Raw genomic sequence first — 22,023 nt, 5'->3', positions numbered from 1 at the left:
TGTCCTCGGTGTTCGTGGTGGAAATGGCGTTCGTCAGGCAGGGGCCGGGGCCCCGATTTCCCGGTTCACAGCAGGCATGATCTCAGTGGCCAGGAGCTCGATGGACCGGGCCGTCTCGGCGAACGGCAGCCCGCCGAGCCCGATCTGCGCCATGTACCGGCTGGTCCCCAGCGCCTCGTGGATGGCCAGAAGTTTCTCCACCACCTGCTGCGGGCTTCCCACCAGGAGGCCGCCGCCTGGCTCGGCCCAGTCATCGAAGGTGGAGCGCGGGAAATGGCCCACGGGGCGGGGCATGTTCTGCTCGAAGTAGGCCCGGTAATAGGGATAAAAGGTATCGCGGGCCTGCTGGGACGTGGGCGCCACATAGAAGTGGCCGCCGGCACCCACCGGCAGTGCCACGGGGTCATGCCCGGCCTCGGCGGCGGTGTGCCGGTACAGCTCCACCAGGCGCCGGAACCGCTCGGGTCCGGACAGCAGCGCAACAAACAACGGCAGGCCCAGGCGCCCCGCACGGGCAAAGCTGGCCGGCGTACCGCCCACGCCCACCCAGATGGGCAGCTTCTCCTGCAGCGGCCGCGGCGCAATGTCCATGCCCGCGATGGTTTGGGTCAAAGTCCCCTGCCAGTCCAGGCTGGCGTTGTCCCGCAGCTCCAGCAGCATCCGCAGCTTTTCGTCGAAGAGGGCGTCGTAGTCTGCGGTGTCATAGCCAAAGAGCGGGTAGGACTCGATGAAGGCGCCCCGGCCAGCGATGATCTCGGCGCGGCCGCCCGAGACCAGGTCCAGGGTGGCGAACTGCTCGAAAAGACGCACCGGGTCCTGGGTGGACAGCACCGTGACGGCAGTACTCAACCGGAGGTGGGTGGCCTCGCGGGCAACCGCGGCCAGCACCATCTCAGGGGCGGAGAGGGCAAAGTCGCGCCGGTGGTGCTCCCCGAGTCCCAGGAAGCTGATTCCCGCCTGGTCGGCCAGCTTGGTCAGTTCGATGATCTCGGCCAGCCGCTGCCGGGGCGAGAGAGCGTGGCCCGCTTCGTCGCGGGACAGCTCGCCGAAGGTAAAGATTCCAAAGTCCATATTTTATTGAACCTTCAAGTTTCTTGTTTTATTCCCCGCGCAAAAAGCGGGCGTACGACGCCGGGAGCCACCCGCCGTCGTACGCCCGCCTTGGCTTTGCGGTGCCTAGGCCTCGGCCAGTACGGCGCCGGCCGGAACCTCGGCGGGAGCACCGGGCGCGTTACGGCCGTACAGCCAGTCGTTGTACTGGAAGTTGTTGTCGCCGCGGCTCTTGAACAGCATGTTCCGCAGGACGCGCGCCACGCCGTCCACGTGCCAGGACTCGCCCCAGATCCGGGCGGTGCGCTGGACGCGGGCGGTGCGGGCTGCGCGGGTTTCGTTGAACTCGCGGAAGGCCGCCTCCCAGGCGCCGGCGTCGATGCCTTCGGCCGTGAAGACGCGGTCCCGGGTGGCATCCTGCAGCACGGCCGCATCCTCGAGTGCCTGGCAGGCGCCCTGGGCCAAGTACTGCAGCATGGGGTGCGCGGCATCGCCAAGCAGTGCCATGCGGCCGGAAACCCAGTTCTCGATCGGATCGCGGTCGTACATGGGCCAGCGGATGCCCGTGGCCAGGTTCTTCAGGGCTTCCTGCACGGCCGGAACACAGTCCTTGTACGCGGCCTGGAGTTCATCCACGCCGCCGTACTGCTCTTCGCCGCGTTCGAACGAGGGGGACTTGAACACCGCCACAGTGTTGAGCAGTTGGCCCTTCCGGAGCGGGTACTGGACCAGGTGGCAGTTGGGGCCGAGGTAGACGATGACGTCCTCCAGGTCCGCGGCGGGGGTCTCCTCCGTGATCGGCACGGTGCCCCGGTAGGCCACATAGGCCGAGTTCACGGGACCGTCATTGGCAACCGTGCCGCGCAGGGTGGACTTGAGCCCGTCCGCGGCCAGGATGGCGTCGGCTTCGAACACCTCGCCCTTGGCGGTGTAGGCCCGCGCCCGGTCACCGTCGGTTTCCACCTTCTGCACCAGGACATCGTTCACCAGGGTCACGCCGGCTGCCTGGCAGGCCTCCAGCAGGATCCGGTGCAGATCGCTGCGGTGGATCACCACGTAGGGGGCGCCGTAGCGCTCCTCGAACTCGCCGCCCAGGGTCTGCCGGGTCAGTTCCTCCCCCGTGACCGCGTCGCGGAACACCAGGTGCTTGGGCTGGACGCCGATTTCCAGGGCCTTTTCCAGCAGGCCCCAGCGTTTGAGGACCCGGGAGGCGTTGGGTGCCATCTGCAGCCCTGCTCCCACTTCGCCGAAGGCCGGTGCAACCTCCACGAGCGTGACGTCCGCGCCATTTTCGCGCAGGGCCAGCGCCCCGGCCAGCCCGGCCATGCCGCCACCCACCACGAGGACATCGGTGGACTCTTTGACGTTAGACATTGGAAACTCCTACTGCTGTTGATTTCTTGATTTTGGCGCCGACGGCGGCGATCAGGACGGCCGCTGCGGCCGCTGCTCCGGCGAAGGCCAGGAAGTTCGAATTGACGCCCAGGCCCGCGGCGAGCAGGAGCCCGCCGGCCTGCGGAGCGGCGACAGCGCCGATCCGGCCCACGCCCAGCGCCCAGCCCAAGGCGGTGCCGCGAAGGTGTGCCGGGTAGTGGCTGGCCACTGCGGCGATGATCAGGCACTGGGTGCCATGCGTTCCCACGCCGGCGAGCACCAGCATGAGGTAGACGACGGCGACGGGCGGCCCGGTCACCAGGACCAGCAGTCCGACGGCGGCCACGGCCGCTGCCGCGATGGCCGTGGGGATGGGACCGAACCTGGTGCCGGCCCATGCCGTGAGGACCGAACCGGCTACCGCCCCGAGGTTGAGCGCCAGCGCGAACGTCAGCGCGGATCCAAGGTTGTAGCCCGCCAGCTGCATGAGGTTGGGCAGCCAGGTCCCCAGCCCGTACCAGGCGAAGAGGGTCACCAGGGTGCCGATGGCGAACAGCACACTGATCCCCAGGTAGGGGGCCCGGAGGAGGGACCCGAACCCGACGGCTTCCTTGGCGGCTTGGCCCTGGGCTGCGCCCTTGTGGCCCGGCGCCAGCGTCTCCGGCAGGTAGCGGATGCCCAGCGGGATGACAACCAACAGGGCGACGACGGCCACCAGGAACATGACGGGCCAGCCGAAGGCCGGGATCAGCGGGATGCCGGCGAGGGCGGCGATGGAACCGCCGATGGGGACGCCGGACATCATCAGGGTGGCGATGGTGGACCGCCACTTTTCCGGAACCAGTTCAGCCACCAGGGCATTCGCCGACGGCACCAGGCCGCCCAGGCCAATGCCTGCCAGCAGGCGAAGGCCGCCGAACACGGGTGCGCTGGGAGCGAAGGCGCAAAGGATGGTGAAGACGGAGAACACTACGGCGCAGCCGATAATGGTGCGGCGCCGGCCCCAAGTATCGGACATGCGGCCTGCGAAGACCGCGCCGATCATCATGCCGACGAAAGCCATTGAGCCGATGGTTCCGGCCGTGGCCTTGGTGAGGCCCCAGCCGGTGTCACTGATGAGCGAGCCCTGGACCGTGCCGTAAACGATCAAGTCATAACCGTCGAAAACGACCAGCAGCCAGCACACCAGGACGGCGAGCACGGAACGCCGGGGAAACCCGGAACGGCCTGCGCCCGGAGCGGGGGCGGCCATGCGCTGCGGCGCTGCAGCGGAAGTTGTGTGATTCATCCCACCACTGTGCTGGCAGGCCGGGCAGACCGCCCATAAGATTCTGTCATGCAGAATCTTCCGGCCCGTCGGAAACCTACCTACTCCATCGAAGCGGTGGACAACGCCCTGCAGCTCCTCCAGCTCCTGCGGGATGTGGGCAGCCTGCGGCTCAAGGATGCCGCGGCGGAACTGGGGGTGGCCCCGTCCACCGCCCACCGGCTCCTGGCCATGCTGGTGTACCGGGGGTTCGCGGTCCAGGACGAAACCCGGCGGTACGTTCCCGGACCGGCCATGGGAGCGGGGCCGGCCGGCTTCAGCTGGACGCGGCAGCTGCGGGACATCGCACGGCCGCACATGGAGCTCCTCTGTGCGCGCACCAACGAGACCGTCAACCTCATGATCCGGGTGGGCACCAAGGTCCGCTTCCTGGACACGGTGGAAAGCACCAACATCCTGCGCGTCGGCGACCGGCAGGGCACCGTGCTGCCGGCCCACAGGGCATCGGGCGGAAAGGCCATCCTGGCCGAACTGGAACCGGCCATGCTGGAACAGCTCTTCCGCACCCCCAACGCGGAGCTCGCCGGTGACTACATTTCCGACGCCGAGTACCCGGCTTTCCTGCGCGAGCTGGAGTCCGTGCGGGCCAACGGCTTTGCCGCCAACTTCGAGGGCACCGAGGAAGGCATCAGCGCCTTCGGAATGGCGCTGCACAACGGCAAGGGAATGGTGGTGGGCGCCCTGAGCGTGGCCACCCCCGTGGCCAGGTTCCGGCCCCTGTTCGACGCCGGCCTGGTGGGCGTCATGCTGGAAACCCGGCGCCAGCTGGAGCTGGACATCGCGGCCCATCCGGTGGATCGCGGCGCAAAAGGCTGAACAGTGCGGGCAGCTCTTTCTGCTCTACAGAATATGCTGGGGATCACAGCCCGTTTTCCTTATGGTCGAATCCACGTCGCACTCAGTCCGCACGCAAGGAGAAGGCCAGTGTCCATCAGCGCTGAAAACCAAACACACGAATCCGTGGCCCAGGAACACCATGTTCCCGAGCCCACTCCGGAGGAGGCTGCCCAGCTGGAGCAGCTCTACAAGGATTTCGATAAGGAAAACCTGATTCCGTTGTGGACGGAGATCGCGGACCTGATGCCGATGGTCCCCTCTCCCAAGGCGGTGCCGCATGTGTGGCGGTGGGATGACCTGTACCCGCTGGCTGCCCGTGCCGGGGACCTGGTGCCGGTGGGCCGTGGCGGGGAACGCCGCGCGATCGCGTTGGCCAATCCCGGCCTGGCCGGCACCCCGTACGCCACCCCAACCCTCTGGGCAGCGATCCAGTACCTGGGCGGCCGCGAAACCGCCCCCGAGCACCGCCACTCGCAGAACGCCTTCCGTTTCGTGGTGGAGGGCGAGGGCGTGTGGACCGTGGTGAACGGCGATCCGGTAAGGATGTCCCGCGGCGACTTCCTGCTCACCCCGGGCTGGAACTTCCACGGCCACCACAACGACACCGATGAGCCGATGGCCTGGATCGACGGCCTGGACATCCCATTCGTCCACTACGCCGACGCGGGCTTCTTCGAATTCGGCACCGAGCGTGTCACGGACGAGGCCACCCCGGACATCTCCCGCTCCGAGCGGCTCTGGGCCCACCCCGGCCTGCGCCCGCTCTCCGGCCTGGACCAGACCACCAACTCCCCCATCGCCGCGTACCGGTGGAAGTACACCGACGCCGCGCTCCGCGAACAGCTGCTCCTGGAAGACGAGGGCCACCCCGCCACCGTGTCCCAGGGCCACGCCGCGGTCCGCTACACCAACCCCACCACCGGCGGCGACGTCATGCCCACCATCCGCGCCGAATTCCACCGGCTCCGCGCCGGCGCCTGGACCGAAACCGTCCGCGAAGTGGGCTCCAGTGTCTGGCAGGTCTTCGACGGCACCGGCACCGTGACCCTCAACGGCGAGGCCAGGGTCCTGGCCAAGGGCGACCTGTTCGTGGTTCCGTCCTGGGCCGCGTGGTCCCTGCAGGCCGAGACTGAGTTTGATCTGTTCCGGTTCAGCGACGCGCCCATCTTTGAGCGCCTGAACTTCAACCGCACCTACATCGAAGGACGCACCAAGTAATGAAACTCCTCACCCTCCGCCTCCCCGCCGGTACAGGCAACGGCACAAGCACGACGGCGGTCCGCCAGGACGGCGACACCCTCACCGAAATCCCGGGCTTCTCCGACGTCGGGGCCCTCCTGCAGAACACCACCTGGGAAACCATCGCGAAGGCGGCCAACGGCGCAACCCACGCCCTCGGCAGCGCCGACCTTGCCGCCGTCGTGCCCGCCCCGGGCAAGATCATCTGCGTGGGCCACAACTACCGCAACCACATCAAGGAGATGGGCCGCGAAGTCCCCGCGCACCCCACCCTGTTCGCCAAGTACGCCGAATCCCTGATCGGCCCCAACGACGACCTGGCCCTGCCGCAGGAATCGGACACCGTGGACTGGGAAGCCGAGCTCGCCGTCGTCATCGGCAAGGCAGGCCGCCGCATCCCCGAGTCCGAAGCCGCCGAGCACATCGCCGGGTACGCCGTCCTGAACGACATCAGCATGCGTGACTACCAGTTCCGCACCATCCAGTGGCTGCAGGGCAAGACCTGGGAAAAGTCCACCCCGTTCGGCCCGGCCCTGGTCACCAAGGACGACTTCACCCCGGGCCCGCTGATGACCTCCGCGGTGGACGGCGACATCCAGCAGTCCACCCCCACCTCGGACCTGGTGTTCACCCCGGAATACCTGGTCTCCTACATCTCCACAATCATCACGCTGAACCCCGGCGACGTCATCGCCACCGGCACCCCCGGCGGCGTGGGCCACGCCCAGGACCCCAAGCGCTACCTCCAGGAAGGCCAAGTCCTGGTCACCACCATCGAGGGCCTGGGCCAGCTGACCAACCGCGTGGTCAAGGAAGCCTGATGGCCGCCCGGCACGACCAGACCACCGATCCCGTCCTGCTCGACGGGCTCCTGCAGGCCAGGCGCGGCACCGCGTTCTTCGCCCGCAAGCTCAACGAGCTTTCCGACGCGGACCTGGACGGAGACTCGCTGCTGCCGGGCTGGTCGCGCCGGCACGTTGTAGCCCACGTGGGCTACAACGCCCGGGCGGTGGCCCGCCTCGTGGAGTGGGCAGCCACCGGGGTGGAGACACCCATGTACCCCTCGGTGGAGGTCCGCAACCACGAGATCGACTTCGGCGCCACCCTCTCCCCCATCGCGCTGCGGAACCTCTTCGACCACTCCGCCGTGCACCTGAACGTCGAATGGCGCGACCTTCCCGCCGACAACTGGCACCACAAGGTCAAAACCGTCCAAGGCCGTGTGGTTCCGGCAGAAGAAACCGTCTGGATGCGCACCCGGGAAGTCTGGGTGCACGCCGTGGACCTGCACAACGGGGCAACATTCAAAGACATCCCCGCACCCGTCCTGGCCCGGCTCCTCACGGACATCACCGGCGCTTGGCACGCCCGCGGCACGGACAAGGGGCTCCTCATCAAGGTGGATGGCACCGGGCTCTCGTTCGGTGACACCACCGCTGACTCCCCCACCGTGGTGTCCGGCTCCCTGGCCGCCATTGCGCAGTGGGCCACCGGCCGCGGCACGGACGGCACCACAGCAACCCACGACGACGAATCCACCACCCCCACACCGGCCGCACCCGCCTGGATCTAGCTGCAGCTTCGGTCGCCGGCGCACCGGCACCGCACCGCACCGCACCGACGGCGGGCCAGCATGGGCTGGCCCGCCATCGGTGTTAAGGCGCCTTCGGTTTGAGACGCTTTCCCCGGGAAGGTGCCTCGTTCCCCGCCTCCCGGCGCACCTCAGGCTGCGGACCAAAAAATACACTCCGCACTTGGGAGGGGATCCATATTTCGGCTGCCCTGCGCTCGATAGCATGAGTGGACCGGACAGAGCCGTCCGGCGGTATCAACGCAAAAGGACAACCCATGGCCGCGGTTACGGTGGATGACATCCTCTCGGATCTCCCCCTCGGCTTCGCCAGCCTCATCCTCCGGGCCGCCCCCTCGGCGGCGGCCATTGAGCGGTTCCTGATTGTCGACGCCGACGACGAAGCGCCCGCAGCCGCGGGAGCCTTTGTCCTGCTCATCGGCGTCCGTGGCCGCTCAGCCCTTCCCGCCCTTCGGCGCCTCTTGAAAGACCCGCCGCCGGTGGTGGCCCTCAAGGGCAACCGCGAGGACCTGGCCGAGGCGGAGGAACTCCTGCGTGCCGCCGGCTCGGGCCTCCTGCTGGTGGATCCGGCGGCCGACTGGGACCGACTGCTGTCCATCGCGCAGGACCGGATCCAGCCCCGGAGCTACCAGAGCGAAGTCCTCACTCTGCTCGAGGAGGACCTCTTCGCCATCGCCCAGACGACGGCGAGGCTCACCTCCAGCCACGTGCTCATCGAGGACGCCGCCAACAAGGTCCTGGCGTATTCCACCGTCACCAACGACATCGACGAGCTCCGCAAAGCGTCCATCCTGTCCCGCCGCGGGCCGCGGAAGTACGAGCTGCTGCTCAAGGACCTGGGCGCCTACCGCGAGCTGCACCGTACCCGGCAGCCCGTCCGCGTCCCCGCGAGGCCCCAGGACGGGCTCCGTGAACGGGTGGCCATCGCCCTCTTCGCCGGCGAACGCATCATGGGCTACATCTGGCTGCAGGAGACCGGCGACGGCTTCGGCTCCGACGTGGAGTATGTCCTCACCGGGTCCGCAGCCAGGGTTTCCGCAGAGCTCATCCGCTACCGCAACCAGCAGTCCGTCCACATGCGGGAGGACCGGGTCGCACGGATCCTGTCAGGTCCTGCCGAGGCCGCGGCCAGCGCCCACAGCGGCAAGATCCCCTCGGAGCGTCCGGCGGCACTGCTGCTGATCGGCATGTCCGACGCCGACTCCCGGGCTGACGACGCGGCGCTCAAGCACGGCGAACTGGCCAACCTCGCATCCATCCACGCCGCCGCATACAAAGCCTCCGCCGTCGTGGGCCAGTTCAACGGTGACACAGCCATCATCATGCCGGACCTCCAGTCCGGCACGGCGGAGGCGGGGCTGAGGTCCCTCGCGGAAGCAGTGGTCAAGGACGCCCGGAAACACCTGGGCATCACTCCGTTCGCCGCCGTCGGTCCACTGGCGCCGGACCTGCTGTCCCTCCACAGGGTCACCGGCATCACCGAGGCCCTGCTGGCGTGCGTGCGGGACGCCACGCCGGGCACGGTAGCCGGCGTGGACGATTTCGAGGCGGAAATCCTCTACCGCGAGGCAGTACGGAACTTCCACGGCTCACCCTTCCGGCACCGCAGCCTGGCCGCGCTGCTCCAGGATGACGCCGAACTCGCAGCAACACTGCGGGCCTACTTCGACGCGTGCTTCGACGTGTCCGAATGCGCCAAGCATATGAACCTCCACAAGAACACCGTCTATTACCGCGTTGCCAAGGCGGCCAGGGTTACCGGCCTGGACTTCGGCAATCCCCGCGATTCACTGGTGGCCCTGCTCCACATCCAGGAGTGGGCCTCCTCCAACGACAATTCAGGCAGGAAATGAGCACCACACTCAGCGCACCGCCACTTGGCCTCCTCCTGGAGGAAATCGTCCGGCGCCACCGGCCCCGGCAGAACGCCGGCAGTGTCCCCACGAACATTCCGTTCCTGGCCACAGTCCCTTTCGACCGCTTCGGCATCGCCGTGGCCACCACCTCCGGGGAAGTCTTCAGCTCCGGCGACGCCGGCGTTCCCTTCTCCATCCAAAGCATTTCCAAGGTGTTCACCCTGGCCATGGCCCTGCAGGGCGGCAGGTCCGCCGGCCTCTGGTCCCGGGTGCTGCGCGAACCGTCCGGAACGTCCTTCAACTCGCTGGTCCAGCTGGAGGCCGAAAAGGGTATTCCCCGTAATCCCTTCATCAACGCAGGCGCCTTGGTGGTCACCGACCACCTGCTGGAAGAGTCGCCCGACGCCGCCACGCAGCTCCTGCGGTTCCTCACCGAACAAACGGGCAGCCCGGGCCCGTTCATAGATGAAGCGGCCGCCGCCGGTGAGCTGGACAGCAGCAGCCGCAACCTGGCCCTGGCGCACTTCCTGAAGGATTTTGGCAACCTCACCCGGCCGGCCGCCGTCGTGGTGGAAAACTACGTCCGCCAGTGCTCCATCATGATGACCTGCGTCCAGCTGGCCAAAGCCGGCTTGTTCCTCGCCAACAACGGCCAGGGAACCTCCGGCACCGTGCTGTCCCCCAGCGAGGCAAAGCGGATCGGCTCGATCATGCTGACCTGCGGCATGTATGACGCCGCGGGCGAATTCGCCTACCGGGTGGGCCTGCCCGGCAAGAGCGGCGTAGGTGGCGGCATCCTGGTCATCGTCCCCGGCCAGTGCTCCATCTGTGTCTGGAGCCCCCGCCTGGACGCCAAGGGCAACTCCCTGGCCGGCACCGCGGCCCTTGCCGATCTCTCCGACCGCACCGGCTGGTCGGTCTTCTAAGTTTCCCCATCCGACAAGATCTTCTCCAGATCGAAAGGAATACCCATGCCCAACAACCCCAATGAAGAGGTTGAGTTCGACCACGTGATTGATGGTGGTCACGCGCATGCGTCTGAGTCCTCCCTGCACGCGGAGGACAAGGGTTACCACAAGAACCTCAAGCCGCGGCAGATCCAGATGATCGCCATTGGTGGTGCGATCGGTACCGGCTTGTTCCTCGGTGCCGGCGGCCGCTTGAACGCCGCGGGCCCGTCCCTGGTCATCGCGTACGCGGTATGCGGGTTCTTCGCGTTCCTGATCCTGCGCGCCCTGGGCGAACTGGTCCTGCACCGGCCTTCCTCGGGCTCGTTCGTCTCCTACGCCCGTGAGTTCTTCGGTGAGAAAGCCGCGTTCGTGTCCGGCTGGTTCTACTGGATCAACTGGGCCACCACCACCATCGTGGACATCACCGCCGCGGCCCTCTACATGCACTTCTTCGGCAACTACATCCCCTGGATGGCCGACGTCCCGCAGTGGGCCTGGGCACTGACCGCCCTCGTCGTGGTCCTGGCCCTGAACCTGGTCTCCGTGAAGGTCTTCGGCGAAATGGAATTCTGGTTCGCCCTGATCAAGGTCGCAGCCCTGGTCGCGTTCCTGATCATCGGCACCTACTTCGTCATCTTCGGCACCCCCGTCTCCGGCCAGCCGGTCGGCATCAGCCTGCTCTCCGATAACGGCGGGATCTTCCCCAACGGCCTGCTGCCCATGATCATCCTCATGCAAGGCGTCCTCTTCGCTTACGCCTCGATCGAACTGGTCGGGACCGCCGCCGGCGAAACCGAAAACCCCGAAAAAATCATGCCCAAGGCCATCAACTCCGTGGTCTTCCGCATCGCGGTGTTCTACGTCGGCTCCGTGATCCTCCTGGCCCTGCTGCTGCCCTTCACCTCCTACCAAAAAGGCGTCAGCCCCTTCGTGACGTTCTTCGGCTCCATCGGTGTCCAGGGCGTGGACGTCATCATGAACCTCGTCGTCCTCACCGCCGCCCTGTCCTCCCTGAACGCCGGGCTCTACTCCACCGGCCGGATCCTGCGCTCCATGTCCGTCAACGGCTCCGCCCCCAAATTCGCCTCCCGCATGAACAAAGCAGGCGTCCCCTACGGCGGCATCGCCATCACCGCCACCGTCTCCCTCCTCGGCGTCCCCCTGAACTACCTCGTCCCCGCCGACGCCTTCGAAATCGTCCTGAACATCGCCTCCGTCGGCATCATCATGACCTGGGCCACCATCGTGCTCTGCCAGATCCAACTCAAACGCTGGGCCGACAAAGGCTGGGTCGAACGCCCCTCCTTCCGCATGTTCGGCGCCCCCTACACCGGATACCTCTCCCTCCTCTTCCTCATCGGCGTCCTCATCATGGTCTTCATCGACTCACCCCTGACCATGCTCGTCACCGCCATCGCCTCCATCCTCATGGTCATCGGCTGGTACGCCTGCCGCCACCGCATCCGCCAAATCGCCGAAACCCGCGACGGCTACACCGGCACCTCCCCCGTGATCGCCAACAGGACACCCATCACGTAACCGGCGCCCCTTTTCGCCACCCTTCGAGCCAAAGAAAGAACATGACCCCAGAGCCGCAGCCCACACTGACCGCCTCCCGTTCCCAGCCCGCCGTCGTCGTCGATGACCGGCAGGACCTCCGCCCCAGCGCGCCGGACCATACGCAGCCAACCCTGAAGTCCGCCGGGCACGTCATCGTCGATACGCTGGTGGCGCATGGCGTGGAGCGCTCCTACGTTGTTCCCGGCGAGAGCTTCCTGGACGTGCTGGATGGCCTGCACGGGTCCAGCATCGAAACCATCGTCTGCCGCCACGAAGGCGGGGCCGCCTACATGGCCGAGGCGGACGGCAAGATGAACCAGCGTCCGGGGGTGGCGATGGTGACCCGGGGGCCGGGCGCCGCCAACGCCCACGTGGGACTGCACACCGCCTGGCAGGATTCCACCCCCATGCTGCTCTTCGTGGGGCTCATCCCGTTCGCCCACCGGGACCGGGAGGCGTTCCAGGAATTCGACATCAAGTCCTGGTTCGATACCGGCGCCAAACGGGTCATGGTCCTGGACCACCCCGAACGCGCCTCCGAAATCGTGGCCGAAGCGATGTTCGCCGCGATGAGCGGACGCCCGGGCCCCGTGGTGGTCGGCCTGCCGGAGGATGTCATCCGGCAGCAGGTCAGCCCGGCCCTGCATCCTGCGATTCCCGTGGCAGCCGGCGGCATGGCCAGCCCGGACGCCGCAGCGCTTGAAGCAGCCCTGGCCAGGTCCAGCAAGCCACTGTTCGTCACCGGCGGCAACGACTGGACCCAGGAAGCCGCCAGCCAGCTCACCGGCTGGCTGGAACGGCACCACATCCCGGCCGCCGCCGAGTGGCGGACCCAGGGAACGGTTCCGTTCGATTCACCGTCCTACGTTGGCCCTATCGGGTACGGCCGTCCGCGGCCCACTTACGACCTGATGGAGGAGACCGACCTCCTGGTATTTGTGGGCACGGTTCCTGGCGATGTGATCACGGACGGCTTCGTCTGCCGGCAGGACTGGACCAAGGAGAACTTCCTGGTCACGGTGGATCCGTCGCTGCGCGGGCGGTCCGGACCGGTGTCGCGGCAGATCCTGGCCAAGCCGGAGGCGTTCGTGCGGGACCTCCAAAGCATCACGCTGCCGGTAAAGGACGAATGGCGGGACTGGACGGCCCGGATGCGGGCGGAACAGGAGCGCTTCGCCGCGCTGCCTCCCGCGGCCCCCGGGGCCGGGCGGGCCAGGATGGACACCCTGATGGCCAACCTGGTCCCCAGGCTTCCCGAGGACGCCGTGGTGACGTTCGGGGCCGGTGAACACACCAACTGGGCGCACCGGTACTTCCCCACCCGCCGCTATGCCTCCATGCTCAGCGCCCGCAACGGCTCCATGGGGTACTCCATCCCGTCCGCCATTGCCGCATCCCTCGCCGAGCCGCACCGGCGCGTCGTGACCATCGCGGGGGACGGTGAATTCCTCATGAACGGGCAGGAACTCGCCACCGCCGCCCAGTACGGTGCAACGCCTTTGGTGGTGGTCATGGACAACCAGGAGTACGGCACCATCCGCACGCACCAGGAGCGGCACTATCCGCAGCGGGTCTCGGGAACACAGTTGAAGAACCCGGATTTCGGGTTGATGGCCAGGGCTTTCGGCGGGTTCGGCATCACGGTCACGGCGGACCGCGACGTGCCGGCTGCCCTGGAGGCCGCCTTGGCAGCCATTGACCAGGACCGCACGTTCGCGCTGATCCACCTCGTGGTGGACCAGCGCGTCAAGGCGTACTAGCGCAACGGCGTACTAGCGCAACGGCGTACTAGCGCATCGGTGTACTGGCGCATCGGTGTACTGGCGCAACAAGGGGAAGGCCGGCGCCTGTGGGCCGGCCTTCCCCTTGGGGTTGTCCGCTACAGCCGGTCGGTCCGGTCCTCGCCGCCCTTGTGTCCGGTTCCACGGAGGTTCTCCTGGACCTTGCCGAACAGATCCTTGATGGTGGATTCCGCGTTGGCGATGACGTCCACGGGAACGTAGACCTCGTGGGTCGCCGGCAGATCGTACTCATCCTTCAGATGCGTGCCGTTTCCCACCCCGGCCAGGGAGATGTAGACCATCGCTTCGGTCCGGGCGATTCCAGCGAGCTTGCCGAAGACCACCGTGAATTCGTTCGGCTGGAAGCTGATTGTCTGCCCGATGTGGCTACGGCCCAGTTCACCGGCGGTGACTGCCTTTTCCGACTGGCTTCCGGTGTAGTCCATGAACTTCTCCTTCGATCGCCGACGCTTACGCAGGCAGTCTAACCCCGCCCTCCGCCGGGGCACACGGCCCTGCCCGGCCGCTGAACGGGCTGCTGGAGGCCTGCGCAGCAGGGGCTGGAGGCCTGCACAAGGAAGCACTGTGATGCGTGGTCACTCCTCCATTGAGCCCGGCGGGAGCGCCCCTGTTTGATGGCTTCATTGGGCAGCAGTCGCCGCCCTACCCACACCGTGTAAAGGAATGCCCGTGACTTCAATGACGAGCCGCATAAAGAGCCCTGTCCGCTGGGACCCGGTCGAGATCGGCGACCTGGTGGAACTCCGAAGGAACCGACGGGTTGTTTTCAGGGGCGTGGTGGACGACAGGACAGGCGACGGCAGCATCGTCTGGGTGACCGCGCCGGTGGGTGGCCGCCGCTTGTTCCACGTGGCAGACGGCGTGGACCTGGCAGGGGTGCCGGCATGACGGAGTGCCCCGAGGACTGCCCGTACTGCACCGGGCCGGAGACGGACTGACGGTGCCCGTTCCGGCCCGCGTGGTCACCGCATGGCGTCAGAGGAGCCCCGCCCGTGCCCGGATCATCACGATCCGGGCGTCAAATTGCCGCCAAGGCAGGTGGCATCGTTGACGCGGGCAACCGGTACGGCGAAGGTGGTGGCATGAGGTCTCAGATAATTTCCCAGGCGTTTGCCATGACGACGGCGGCCGCGGCGGCAGCGCTGCTGCTCACCGCGTGCGCTCCAAGCCAGCCGCAGTCCCAGACGACCACGACGCCCGCCACCGGGCAGGCCAGCCAGTCACCCACGGCGTCGGCATCCACTGCCCCGCCGGCATCCTCCGCACCCGCCACAACGCCTGACTCCCCGGCCCCCGGCACCACTGCCGCCGGCACCCCTGCCCTGTGCAAGGCGGCCGGGCTCACGGCCGCCACCGATGCCTCCGGTGGCGGCGCGGCTGGCAGCGTCTACATGAAGCTCAACCTCACCAATAAGGGCACTGAACCCTGCATCCTCAAGGGTTTCGCCGGCGTCTCCCTGGTGGCGGACGCCACCGGCGCCCCGATCGGTGCACCGGCCACGCGCGACGATTCCGCAGCGGTGGTCGAGGTCCTGCTGGCTCCCGGCCAGACCGGCACCGCGGTGCTGCGGTATACGCAGGCAGGCAACTACATGGACTGCTCGCCGGTGGACGCCGCCGGGTACCGGGTCTACCCGCCCGAGGACACCGATTCCCTGTTCCTCCCGCAGCCCACCAAGGCGTGCAGCAACGCGCAAATCACCCTGCTCACCATCGGGGCGTTCCAACCCGCCTGACCCCGCAGCCTGCCGGCGAACCCGGCCGCGGCCCGGCAGCCATGCCGGGCCGCGGCGTCCGCCGAAACCCAGTGTCGGTGCCTTGGGGCATGATGGAGGCATGAACCAGGAACAGCGTCCTGCCGGCAGTGCTTCCGGCCCCGCTGTGCCCATGGGCCAGTTCAGCCGCGCCACCCGGGACTGGTTCCTGGGCGCGTTTTCCAAGCCAACACCAGCACAGGCCGGAGCCTGGGCTGCCATCTCGTCAGGTTCGCACGCACTGGTGGTGGCGCCCACCGGCTCCGGCAAGACCTTGGCCGCCTTCCTGTGGGCCCTGGACCGACTCCTCAGCACATCACCGGTGTCCCCTGCTCCCGCCGCGGAACCCCCGGCCAAAGGCAAGCGGCCCCGCGCCCCCAAACGCAAAACCCGTGTCCTCTACATTTCGCCCCTCAAGGCGTTGGGTGTCGACGTCGAACGCAACCTCCGCTCGCCGCTGATCGGCATCACCCAAACGGCAAAACGGCTGGACCTTCCCGCGCCCCTCATCACGGTGGGAGTCCGGTCCGGTGACACTCCCGCCGCGGACCGGCGGGCGCTGCTGAGCAACCCGCCGGACATCCTCATCACCACCCCTGAGTCACTGTTCCTCATGCTCACCTCAAAGGCCCGCGAGACCCTCACCGAGGTGGACACAATCATCATCGACGAGGTCCACGCCGTGGCCGGAACCAAGCGCGGCGCCCATCTGGCGGTGTCCCTGGAGCGGCTGGACGCGCTGCTGCCCAAACCTGCGCAACGCATTGGGCTTTCCGCCACCGTGGAGCCGCGGGAACTTGTGGCGCAGTTCCTTGCCGGTTCGGCCCCCGTGGAGATCGTCGCGCCGCCGGCCAGCAAGAACTGGGACCTCACCGTGTCAGTGCCGGTAGAGGACATGTCGGACCTGCAGGCCGCTGCCGGGGCGTTCGACTCCGGGCCCGCTTCCGGCCTCCAGCCGCAGGCATCCATCTGGCCCCATGTGGAGGAAAAGATCGTGGACCTGGTGCTGGCCAACCAGTCCACCATCGTCTTCGCGAATTCCCGGCGCCTCGCCGAACGCCTCACCGCCCGGCTGAACGAAATCTACGCCGAACGCCAGCTGGTGGCCGTGGGCGGCGGCTGGGACGACGCCCCTCCGGAAGGGCTCGACGCCGGGCCGGGCACGCCGGGGGGACCGGCGTCGGGCATTCCCGCCTCAAGTGCCACGCCCGCACACATGATGGCGCAGGCGGGCAGCTCGGCCGGGGCTGATCCGGTCCTGGCGCGCGCACACCACGGTTCCGTTTCCAAGGACCAGCGGGCACTGATCGAGGACGACCTCAAATCCGGGCGGCTGCGCTGCGTGGTGGCCACGTCGTCGCTGGAACTGGGTATCGACATGGGCGCCGTGGACCTGGTGGTGCAGGTCGAATCGCCCCCGTCGGTGGCCAGTGGCCTGCAGCGGGTGGGCCGCGCGGGACACCAGGTGGGTGAGGTATCCCAGGGCGTCCTGTTCCCCAAGCACCGCGCGGACCTGGTCCACACCGCCATCACCGTAGAGCGGATGCTGGACGGCAAGATCGAACGCCTGGCCATCCCGGCCAACCCGCTGGACATCCTGGCACAGCAGACCGTGGCCGCAACGGCCCTGGGCAGCATCGACGTGGAGGAATGGTTCAGCACCGTGCGCCGCTCCGCGCCGTTCGCGTCCCTGCCCCGCTCCGCATTCGAGGCCACCCTGGACCTGCTGGCCGGACGCTACCCCTCAGACGAATTCGCCGAGCTCCGCCCCAGGATCATCTGGGACCGCAACGCAGGCACCATCGAGGGCCGTCCCGGAGCCCAGCGGCTGGCCGTCACTTCCGGCGGCACCATCCCGGACCGCGGCCTGTTCGGCGTCTACATCATCGGCACCGAGCAGGAAGGCTCGGCGTCCCCGGCCGAGGACGGAAAGCCGGCGCGGGTGCCCAAGGGCGGCCGGCGCGTGGGCGAACTGGACGAGGAAATGGTCTACGAGTCCCGGGTGGGCGACGTCTTTGCCCTCGGGGCCACCAGCTGGAAGATCGAGGACATCACGCACGACCGCGTCCTGGTCTCCCCCGCGTTCGGCCAGCCCGGCAAGCTGCCGTTCTGGAAGGGTGACTCCCTGGGGCGCCCCGTGGACCTGGGCCGTGCCCTGGGCGCGTTCGTCCGCGAACTCTCAGCGTCCGATCCCGGGCCGGCCACAGAGCGCTGCAAAGCCAGTGGCCTGGACGACTACGCGGCCAACAACCTCATCCAGTACCTCAGCGAACAGAAGCAGGCCACCGAGGTGGTCCCCAGCGACACCACGCTGGTGGTGGAGCGGTTCCACGACGAATTGGGCGACTGGCGCGTGATCCTGCACAGCCCGTTCGGCATGCCCGTACACGCGCCATGGGCCCTTGCGGTGGGGCAGCGGCTCCACCAGCGGTACGGACTTGACGGCTCCGCCATGGCCGCCGACGACGGCATCGTCCTGCGGGTGCCCATGATGGAGGACGAGCCGCCGGGCGCCGAACTGTTCCTCTTCGACCCCGAGGAGCTGGAGCAGATCGTCACTGCCGAGGTGGGCGGCAGCGCACTCTTCGCCTCGCGCTTCCGCGAGTGTGCTGCCCGCGCGCTCCTGCTTCCCCGGCAGACCCCCGGCAAGCGGCAGCCGCTCTGGCAGCAGCGCCAGCGGTCGGCGCAGCTGCTGGACGTGGCCAGGAAATACCCCACGTTCCCCATCGTGCTCGAAACGGTCCGGGAGTGCCTGCAGGACGTCTACGATCTTCCCGCGTTGAAGGACATCGCCGCCTCGGTGGAGAGGCGCGAGCTGCGGATTGTGGAGACCACCACCCAACAGCCCTCACCCTTCGCCAAGTCCCTGCTCTTCGGTTATGTTGCCCAGTTCCTTTACGAGGGCGATTCCCCGCTCGCGGAACGCCGCGCCGCTGCCCTGGCCCTGGACTCCACACTGCTCAACGAGCTGCTCGGCCGGGTGGAGCTGCGCGAGCTCCTGGACGCCAAGGTCATTGAGGCCACCGAACGCGAACTGCAACGCCTGACCTCCGACCGGCGTGCGCGGGGCATGGAAGGCGTAGCCGATCTCCTGCGGCTGCTTGGACCGCTCACGCCGGAAGAGGCAGCCGCGCGGCTGCAGGGCACAGCCCCGGTGGCTGAGCCGGCCGGCACAAGGCCGGTGGCTGAGGCCACCGAAACCAGCCCGGCTGCCGGATCCGACGAAACCGGGCAGTCCGACACCCCCGCCACCGTCGCCGAAGCAGCCGCCCACCTTGCCGCCCTCCAGCGTGCCAACCGCGCCATCAAGGTCAACATCGGCGGCTTTGAACGCTTCGCGGCCGTCGAGGATGCCGCGCGGCTCCGCGATGCGATCGGCGTGCCGCTGCCCATGGGCGTCCCCCTTGCGTTCATCGAGCCGGTTGCCGATCCGCTGGGCGACCTCGTCTCCCGGTATGCCCGGACGCACGGTCCCTTCACCGCAGCCGAGGCCGCCACTAGGCTGGGCCTGGGAGTTGCCGTGGTGGGCACAGCACTGAAACGCCTGGCAGCGGACGGACGGGTTGTGGAGGGCGAGTTCCGGCCCCACGCCACACCGCCCGAGGCCCCGCCGCAGGAGCCGGACGGGCAGGAATCCGAGACGGCAGACCAAAGCCAGCCAGCCGGCCAACCGGCACCAGCGGCCAGTTCCGCACCTGCCGTTCAGCACGGCGCCGCCAGCGAATGGTGCGACGCCGAGGTGCTGCGCAAGCTCCGCCGTCGTTCCCTGGCAGCGCTGCGCGCCGAAGTGGAACCGGTGGACGCCGCAGCCTATGGGCGCTTCCTGCCCGCCTGGCAGCACGTCAGGACCCCTGGCGGTGGGCGCGGCCAGCCGTCGCTGCGGGGGCTGGACGGGATCATCACCGCCATAGACCAGCTCTCCGGTGTCCCCGTGCCGGCCTCGGCCTGGGAGCCACTGGTCCTGGCAAGCCGGGTGTCCAATTACCAGCCCGCCATGCTGGACGAACTGATGGCGGCAGGTGAGGTCCTGTGGTCGGGCGCCGGGTCCTTGCCGGGCAACGACGGATGGATCAGCCTCCACCTGGCTGATTCCGCGGAGCTGACACTCAATCCGGCCCCTGGCTTCGAACCCGGCGATGCCGGCCTGCGCCTCCTGGACCATTTGCGGAACAAGGGGGGCGGGTACTTCTTCCGGCAGCTGACCGAAGTGGCCGGCGGCATGGACGCCGTCCTCGGCGACCAGGAGGTGGTCACGGCGCTGTGGGAGCTCGCATGGGCCGGCAGGATCACCGGCGACACGTTCGCCCCGGTACGGTCCCTGATCGCCGGCGGGCACACAGCGCACCGGCAGGTGGCTCGTGCACCGCGTGCCCGGGCGCCCCGGCTGAGCCGGCTGGGCCGCTCCCACGGCACCGGTCTGATGGGTTCTCCCGGGCTGGCCGGCGGACGGTACGGCCCGCAGGGGGCCGCCACTCCGACGACGGCCGCGGGCCGCTGGTCCGCCCTCCCCGAGCCCGAACTCGATGCGACCATCCACGCCCGCGCCACGGCTGAGCTCCTCTTGGACCGCTACGGCGTGGTCACCAGGGGCTCGGTCATGGCCGAACAAATCCTGGGCGGCTTCGGGCTCATGTACAAGGTGCTGGCGCGGCTGGAGGAGGCCGGCCGGTGCCGCCGCGGCTACTTCATCGAACACCTCGGCGCCGCCCAGTTCGCCGTTCCCGCCACGGTGGACCGGCTCCGTTCCTACTCGGAGGACACTCAACTGGCCAAGGCAGAGCCGGTGGCGCTGGCCCTCGCAGCCACCGATCCCGCCAACCCTTTCGGCGCTGCCCTCCCCTGGCCTGCACTGCGGGACGACGCCGGTACCGGGCACCGTCCCGGCCGGAAGGCCGGTGCGCTGGTGGTGCTGGTGGACGGTGCGTTGGTGCTGTACGTGGAACGCGGCGGGAAGACCCTGCTGGCATTCAGCAATGACGACGCCGTCCTGGCGGCTGCCGGTACTGCCCTGGTGGGAGTGGTCACCCGGGGCGCCGTGGACAAACTGATCATGGAAAAGGTGAACGGGCAGGGAATCCTGGATACGCCCGTTGCCGCAGCCCTCAGCGCCGCCGGCGCCTACTCCACACCGAAGGGATTGAGGATCCGTGCCTGAAGGTGACTCAGTCTGGCGGGCAGCCCGTCAGCTGCACCAGGCCCTCGCCGGGCAGACGCTTCTTGCCTCCGACTTCCGCGTGCCGCGGTTTGCCACGTTGAACCTCGCAGGGTGGACGGTGGAGGAGGTGGTCCCCCGCGGCAAGCACCTCCTGATGCGGGTGGTGGGCCCGGAGGACAAGCGGCTGACCATCCACTCGCACCTGAAGATGGAAGGGGCCTGGCAGGTCTACCCGCCCGGCGGACGGTGGCGGAAGCCCGGCTTCACCGCCCGCTGCGTGCTGCGGACCGCCGCTGCCGACGCCGTCGGATTCTCCCTGGGCATCCTGGAAGTAGTGGCCACGGCCAATGAGGACTCCATAGTGGGATTCCTCGGGCCGGACCTCCTGGGCCCGGACTGGGACCTGGACGAAGCCGAACGCCGCGTCCGGTCCCGTCCGGAGGTTCCGATCGGCGTGGCGCTCCTGGATCAACGGAACCTCGCGGGCATCGGCAACATCTACCGCTGCGAAGCGTGCTTCCTCTCCGGCGTGCACCCGGCCACTCCGGTAGCCGGGGTTGCTGATGTGCGGACCATGATGACCGACGCCAAGCAGCTCCTGGAGGTCAACCTGGGCCCCGGGCGCCGCGTTACGGTCCTCAATGCCCGTGGCCTTCCGGTGGGCAGGATGGCCGGCCGGCCCGGCTACTGGGTTTACGGCGGAGAACGCCGGCCGTGCCTCAAATGCGGCACCCCCATCCAACGCGGACTCCTGGGCAAGCCCAACGGCGAGGAAGAACGGGACATCTACTTCTGCCCGAAGTGCCAGCCCGAGCCGGCCTGACGCCGGAGGCCGGGAGCCCGGCTGACGCCGGCAGGACCGGCCGGCGTCAGCAGTTCGCGGGTTCCGGCTTGCTTGCAGCTTTCGGCGCCGCCTCAGGAACCATGAAGCGCGGCAGCAGCACATGGACCAGGGGGCCGATGGCCAGGGCGTAGACCACCGTGCCCACGCCTACGGAGCCGCCCAGCAGCCAGCCGACAGCAAGCACGATCACCTCGATGAGCGTCCGGGACAGCCTGACGGACCAGCCGGTCCGGCGGGCGAGTCCCGTCATCAGGCCGTCCCGTGCCCCTGGCCCAAAGCGTGCTCCGATGTAGCAGGCCGAGGCGATGCCGTTCAGCACGATGGCCCCGGCGAGGAGGCCGATCTGGCCGGCCAGGAGGGACACCGGCGGGATCAGCGCCAGCCCGATGTCCGCAAACACTCCCACCAAGACCGCGTTGCACAGCGTGCCGAAGCCTGGCCATTGCCGCAGGGGAATCCAGAGGAGCAGCACCAGGAAACTCACCGCGATGACCACCACGCCGATGCTCAGCCCGGTCCGGTTGGCCACACCCTGGTGGAACACATCCCACGGGTCCAGGCCCAGGCCGGCGCGGATGAACATGGCCAGCGAAATGCCGTACATGGCCAGGCCGGTGAAGAGTTGGAGGAGTCTGCGGGTCATCATGAAGATAACCATTCCATGCAACTGGCATTGGAATACAT

At 68.1% G+C, this 22,023-nt stretch carries 17 protein-coding genes; 12 read left to right on the top strand and 5 right to left on the bottom strand.

What is annotated here, in order from left to right:
• Positions 1 to 33: 33 nt before the first annotated feature.
• From QRN53_RS01425 to QRN53_RS01415, 3 genes are all read right to left on the bottom strand, one after another.
• Complete coding sequence (locus tag QRN53_RS01425) at positions 34 to 1,071, bottom strand: LLM class flavin-dependent oxidoreductase (RefSeq protein WP_285242237.1); 1,038 nt, start codon at positions 1,069 to 1,071, stop codon at positions 34 to 36.
• 105 nt (positions 1,072 to 1,176) lie between these two features.
• Positions 1,177 to 2,424 (bottom strand): FAD-dependent oxidoreductase, encoded by a 1,248-nt coding sequence (locus QRN53_RS01420; protein WP_285242236.1) that lies wholly within the window; start codon positions 2,422 to 2,424, stop codon positions 1,177 to 1,179.
• Complete coding sequence (locus QRN53_RS01415; RefSeq protein ID WP_285242235.1) at positions 2,417 to 3,712, bottom strand: MFS transporter; 1,296 nt, start codon at positions 3,710 to 3,712, stop codon at positions 2,417 to 2,419. The genes QRN53_RS01420 and QRN53_RS01415 overlap by 8 nt, the downstream gene beginning before the upstream one ends.
• A gap of 48 nt (positions 3,713 to 3,760) precedes the next feature.
• Here QRN53_RS01415 and QRN53_RS01410 point away from each other — a divergent pair, with 48 nt between their 5' ends.
• The 8 genes from QRN53_RS01410 (at position 3,761) to QRN53_RS01375 (ending at position 13,544) form a co-directional block, all read left to right on the top strand.
• Positions 3,761 to 4,567 (top strand): IclR family transcriptional regulator, encoded by an 807-nt coding sequence (locus QRN53_RS01410; RefSeq protein WP_285242234.1) that lies wholly within the window; start codon positions 3,761 to 3,763, stop codon positions 4,565 to 4,567.
• 108 nt (positions 4,568 to 4,675) lie between these two features.
• On the top strand, positions 4,676 to 5,806 hold the full coding sequence (locus QRN53_RS01405) for a cupin domain-containing protein (RefSeq protein WP_285242233.1): 1,131 nt from the start codon (positions 4,676 to 4,678) through the stop codon (positions 5,804 to 5,806).
• Positions 5,806 to 6,648 (top strand): fumarylacetoacetate hydrolase family protein, encoded by an 843-nt coding sequence (locus tag QRN53_RS01400; RefSeq protein ID WP_285242232.1) that lies wholly within the window; start codon positions 5,806 to 5,808, stop codon positions 6,646 to 6,648. The genes QRN53_RS01405 and QRN53_RS01400 overlap by 1 nt, the downstream gene beginning before the upstream one ends.
• Positions 6,648 to 7,400: a maleylpyruvate isomerase family mycothiol-dependent enzyme gene (locus QRN53_RS01395; RefSeq protein ID WP_285242231.1), complete on the top strand. Its 753-nt coding sequence runs from the start codon at positions 6,648 to 6,650 to the stop codon at positions 7,398 to 7,400. Before QRN53_RS01400 ends, QRN53_RS01395 begins: the two co-directional genes overlap by 1 nt.
• Before the next feature lie 275 nt (positions 7,401 to 7,675).
• Complete coding sequence (locus QRN53_RS01390) at positions 7,676 to 9,271, top strand: PucR family transcriptional regulator (RefSeq protein WP_285242230.1); 1,596 nt, start codon at positions 7,676 to 7,678, stop codon at positions 9,269 to 9,271.
• Entirely contained in the window at positions 9,268 to 10,200 is a 933-nt protein-coding gene (locus QRN53_RS01385) for a glutaminase (RefSeq protein WP_285242229.1), read from the top strand. Before QRN53_RS01390 ends, QRN53_RS01385 begins: the two co-directional genes overlap by 4 nt.
• Positions 10,201 to 10,245: 45 nt before the next feature.
• Positions 10,246 to 11,763 carry an amino acid permease gene (locus QRN53_RS01380; RefSeq protein ID WP_285242228.1) on the top strand — a complete coding sequence of 506 codons (1,518 nt, stop codon included), beginning with the start codon at positions 10,246 to 10,248 and terminating at the stop codon, positions 11,761 to 11,763.
• A gap of 41 nt (positions 11,764 to 11,804) precedes the next feature.
• Positions 11,805 to 13,544, top strand: a complete 1,740-nt coding sequence (locus tag QRN53_RS01375) for a thiamine pyrophosphate-dependent enzyme (RefSeq protein ID WP_285242227.1) — start codon at positions 11,805 to 11,807, stop codon at positions 13,542 to 13,544.
• A 119-nt stretch (positions 13,545 to 13,663) separates the two neighbouring features.
• On the opposite strand, the gene QRN53_RS01370 is transcribed toward QRN53_RS01375, so the two are convergent.
• Positions 13,664 to 14,011: a hypothetical protein gene (locus QRN53_RS01370; protein WP_285242226.1), complete on the bottom strand. Its 348-nt coding sequence runs from the start codon at positions 14,009 to 14,011 to the stop codon at positions 13,664 to 13,666.
• 253 nt (positions 14,012 to 14,264) lie between these two features.
• Between QRN53_RS01370 and QRN53_RS01365 the strand changes: the two genes are divergently transcribed.
• From QRN53_RS01365 to QRN53_RS01350, 4 genes are all read left to right on the top strand, one after another.
• On the top strand, positions 14,265 to 14,474 hold the full coding sequence (locus QRN53_RS01365) for a hypothetical protein (protein WP_285242312.1): 210 nt from the start codon (positions 14,265 to 14,267) through the stop codon (positions 14,472 to 14,474).
• 194 nt (positions 14,475 to 14,668) lie between these two features.
• Positions 14,669 to 15,322, top strand: coding sequence for a DUF4232 domain-containing protein (locus QRN53_RS01360; protein WP_285242225.1), 654 nt, complete (start codon positions 14,669 to 14,671; stop codon positions 15,320 to 15,322).
• A gap of 100 nt (positions 15,323 to 15,422) precedes the next feature.
• Complete coding sequence (locus QRN53_RS01355; RefSeq protein ID WP_285242224.1) at positions 15,423 to 20,495, top strand: DNA glycosylase AlkZ-like family protein; 5,073 nt, start codon at positions 15,423 to 15,425, stop codon at positions 20,493 to 20,495.
• Positions 20,488 to 21,318, top strand: a complete 831-nt coding sequence (locus QRN53_RS01350) for an Fpg/Nei family DNA glycosylase (protein ID WP_285242223.1) — start codon at positions 20,488 to 20,490, stop codon at positions 21,316 to 21,318. The genes QRN53_RS01355 and QRN53_RS01350 overlap by 8 nt, the downstream gene beginning before the upstream one ends.
• 46 nt (positions 21,319 to 21,364) lie before the next feature.
• Here QRN53_RS01350 and yczE read toward each other — a convergent pair whose 3' ends face one another.
• Complete coding sequence (yczE, locus tag QRN53_RS01345) at positions 21,365 to 21,985, bottom strand: membrane protein YczE (RefSeq protein WP_285242222.1); 621 nt, start codon at positions 21,983 to 21,985, stop codon at positions 21,365 to 21,367.
• Positions 21,986 to 22,023: the final 38 nt, after the last annotated feature.

Source organism: Pseudarthrobacter sp. fls2-241-R2A-127 (genome assembly GCF_030209355.1).
Lineage (GTDB): Bacteria > Actinomycetota > Actinomycetes > Actinomycetales > Micrococcaceae > Arthrobacter.
Note: the sequence above shows the minus strand (reverse complement) of the source record. Positions and strands in the feature narration are given on the sequence as shown.

Bases quoted from the DNA above. Each gene is read 5' to 3' on its own strand.
- QRN53_RS01425 (WP_285242237.1), bottom strand. From the start codon at position 1,071: ATGGACTTTGGAATCTTTACCTTCGGCGAGCTGTCCCGCGACGAAGCG.
- QRN53_RS01420 (WP_285242236.1), bottom strand. From the start codon at position 2,424: ATGTCTAACGTCAAAGAGTCCACCGATGTCCTCGTGGTGGGTGGCGGC.
- QRN53_RS01415 (WP_285242235.1), bottom strand. From the start codon at position 3,712: ATGAATCACACAACTTCCGCTGCAGCGCCGCAGCGCATGGCCGCCCCC.
- QRN53_RS01410 (WP_285242234.1), top strand. From the start codon at position 3,761: ATGCAGAATCTTCCGGCCCGTCGGAAACCTACCTACTCCATCGAAGCG.
- QRN53_RS01400 (WP_285242232.1), top strand. From the start codon at position 5,806: ATGAAACTCCTCACCCTCCGCCTCCCCGCCGGTACAGGCAACGGCACA.
- QRN53_RS01395 (WP_285242231.1), top strand. From the start codon at position 6,648: ATGGCCGCCCGGCACGACCAGACCACCGATCCCGTCCTGCTCGACGGG.
- QRN53_RS01390 (WP_285242230.1), top strand. From the start codon at position 7,676: ATGGCCGCGGTTACGGTGGATGACATCCTCTCGGATCTCCCCCTCGGC.
- QRN53_RS01385 (WP_285242229.1), top strand. From the start codon at position 9,268: ATGAGCACCACACTCAGCGCACCGCCACTTGGCCTCCTCCTGGAGGAA.
- QRN53_RS01380 (WP_285242228.1), top strand. From the start codon at position 10,246: ATGCCCAACAACCCCAATGAAGAGGTTGAGTTCGACCACGTGATTGAT.
- QRN53_RS01375 (WP_285242227.1), top strand. From the start codon at position 11,805: ATGACCCCAGAGCCGCAGCCCACACTGACCGCCTCCCGTTCCCAGCCC.
- QRN53_RS01370 (WP_285242226.1), bottom strand. From the start codon at position 14,011: ATGGACTACACCGGAAGCCAGTCGGAAAAGGCAGTCACCGCCGGTGAA.
- QRN53_RS01365 (WP_285242312.1), top strand. From the start codon at position 14,265: ATGACGAGCCGCATAAAGAGCCCTGTCCGCTGGGACCCGGTCGAGATC.
- QRN53_RS01360 (WP_285242225.1), top strand. From the start codon at position 14,669: ATGAGGTCTCAGATAATTTCCCAGGCGTTTGCCATGACGACGGCGGCC.
- QRN53_RS01355 (WP_285242224.1), top strand. From the start codon at position 15,423: ATGAACCAGGAACAGCGTCCTGCCGGCAGTGCTTCCGGCCCCGCTGTG.
- yczE (WP_285242222.1), bottom strand. From the start codon at position 21,985: ATGATGACCCGCAGACTCCTCCAACTCTTCACCGGCCTGGCCATGTAC.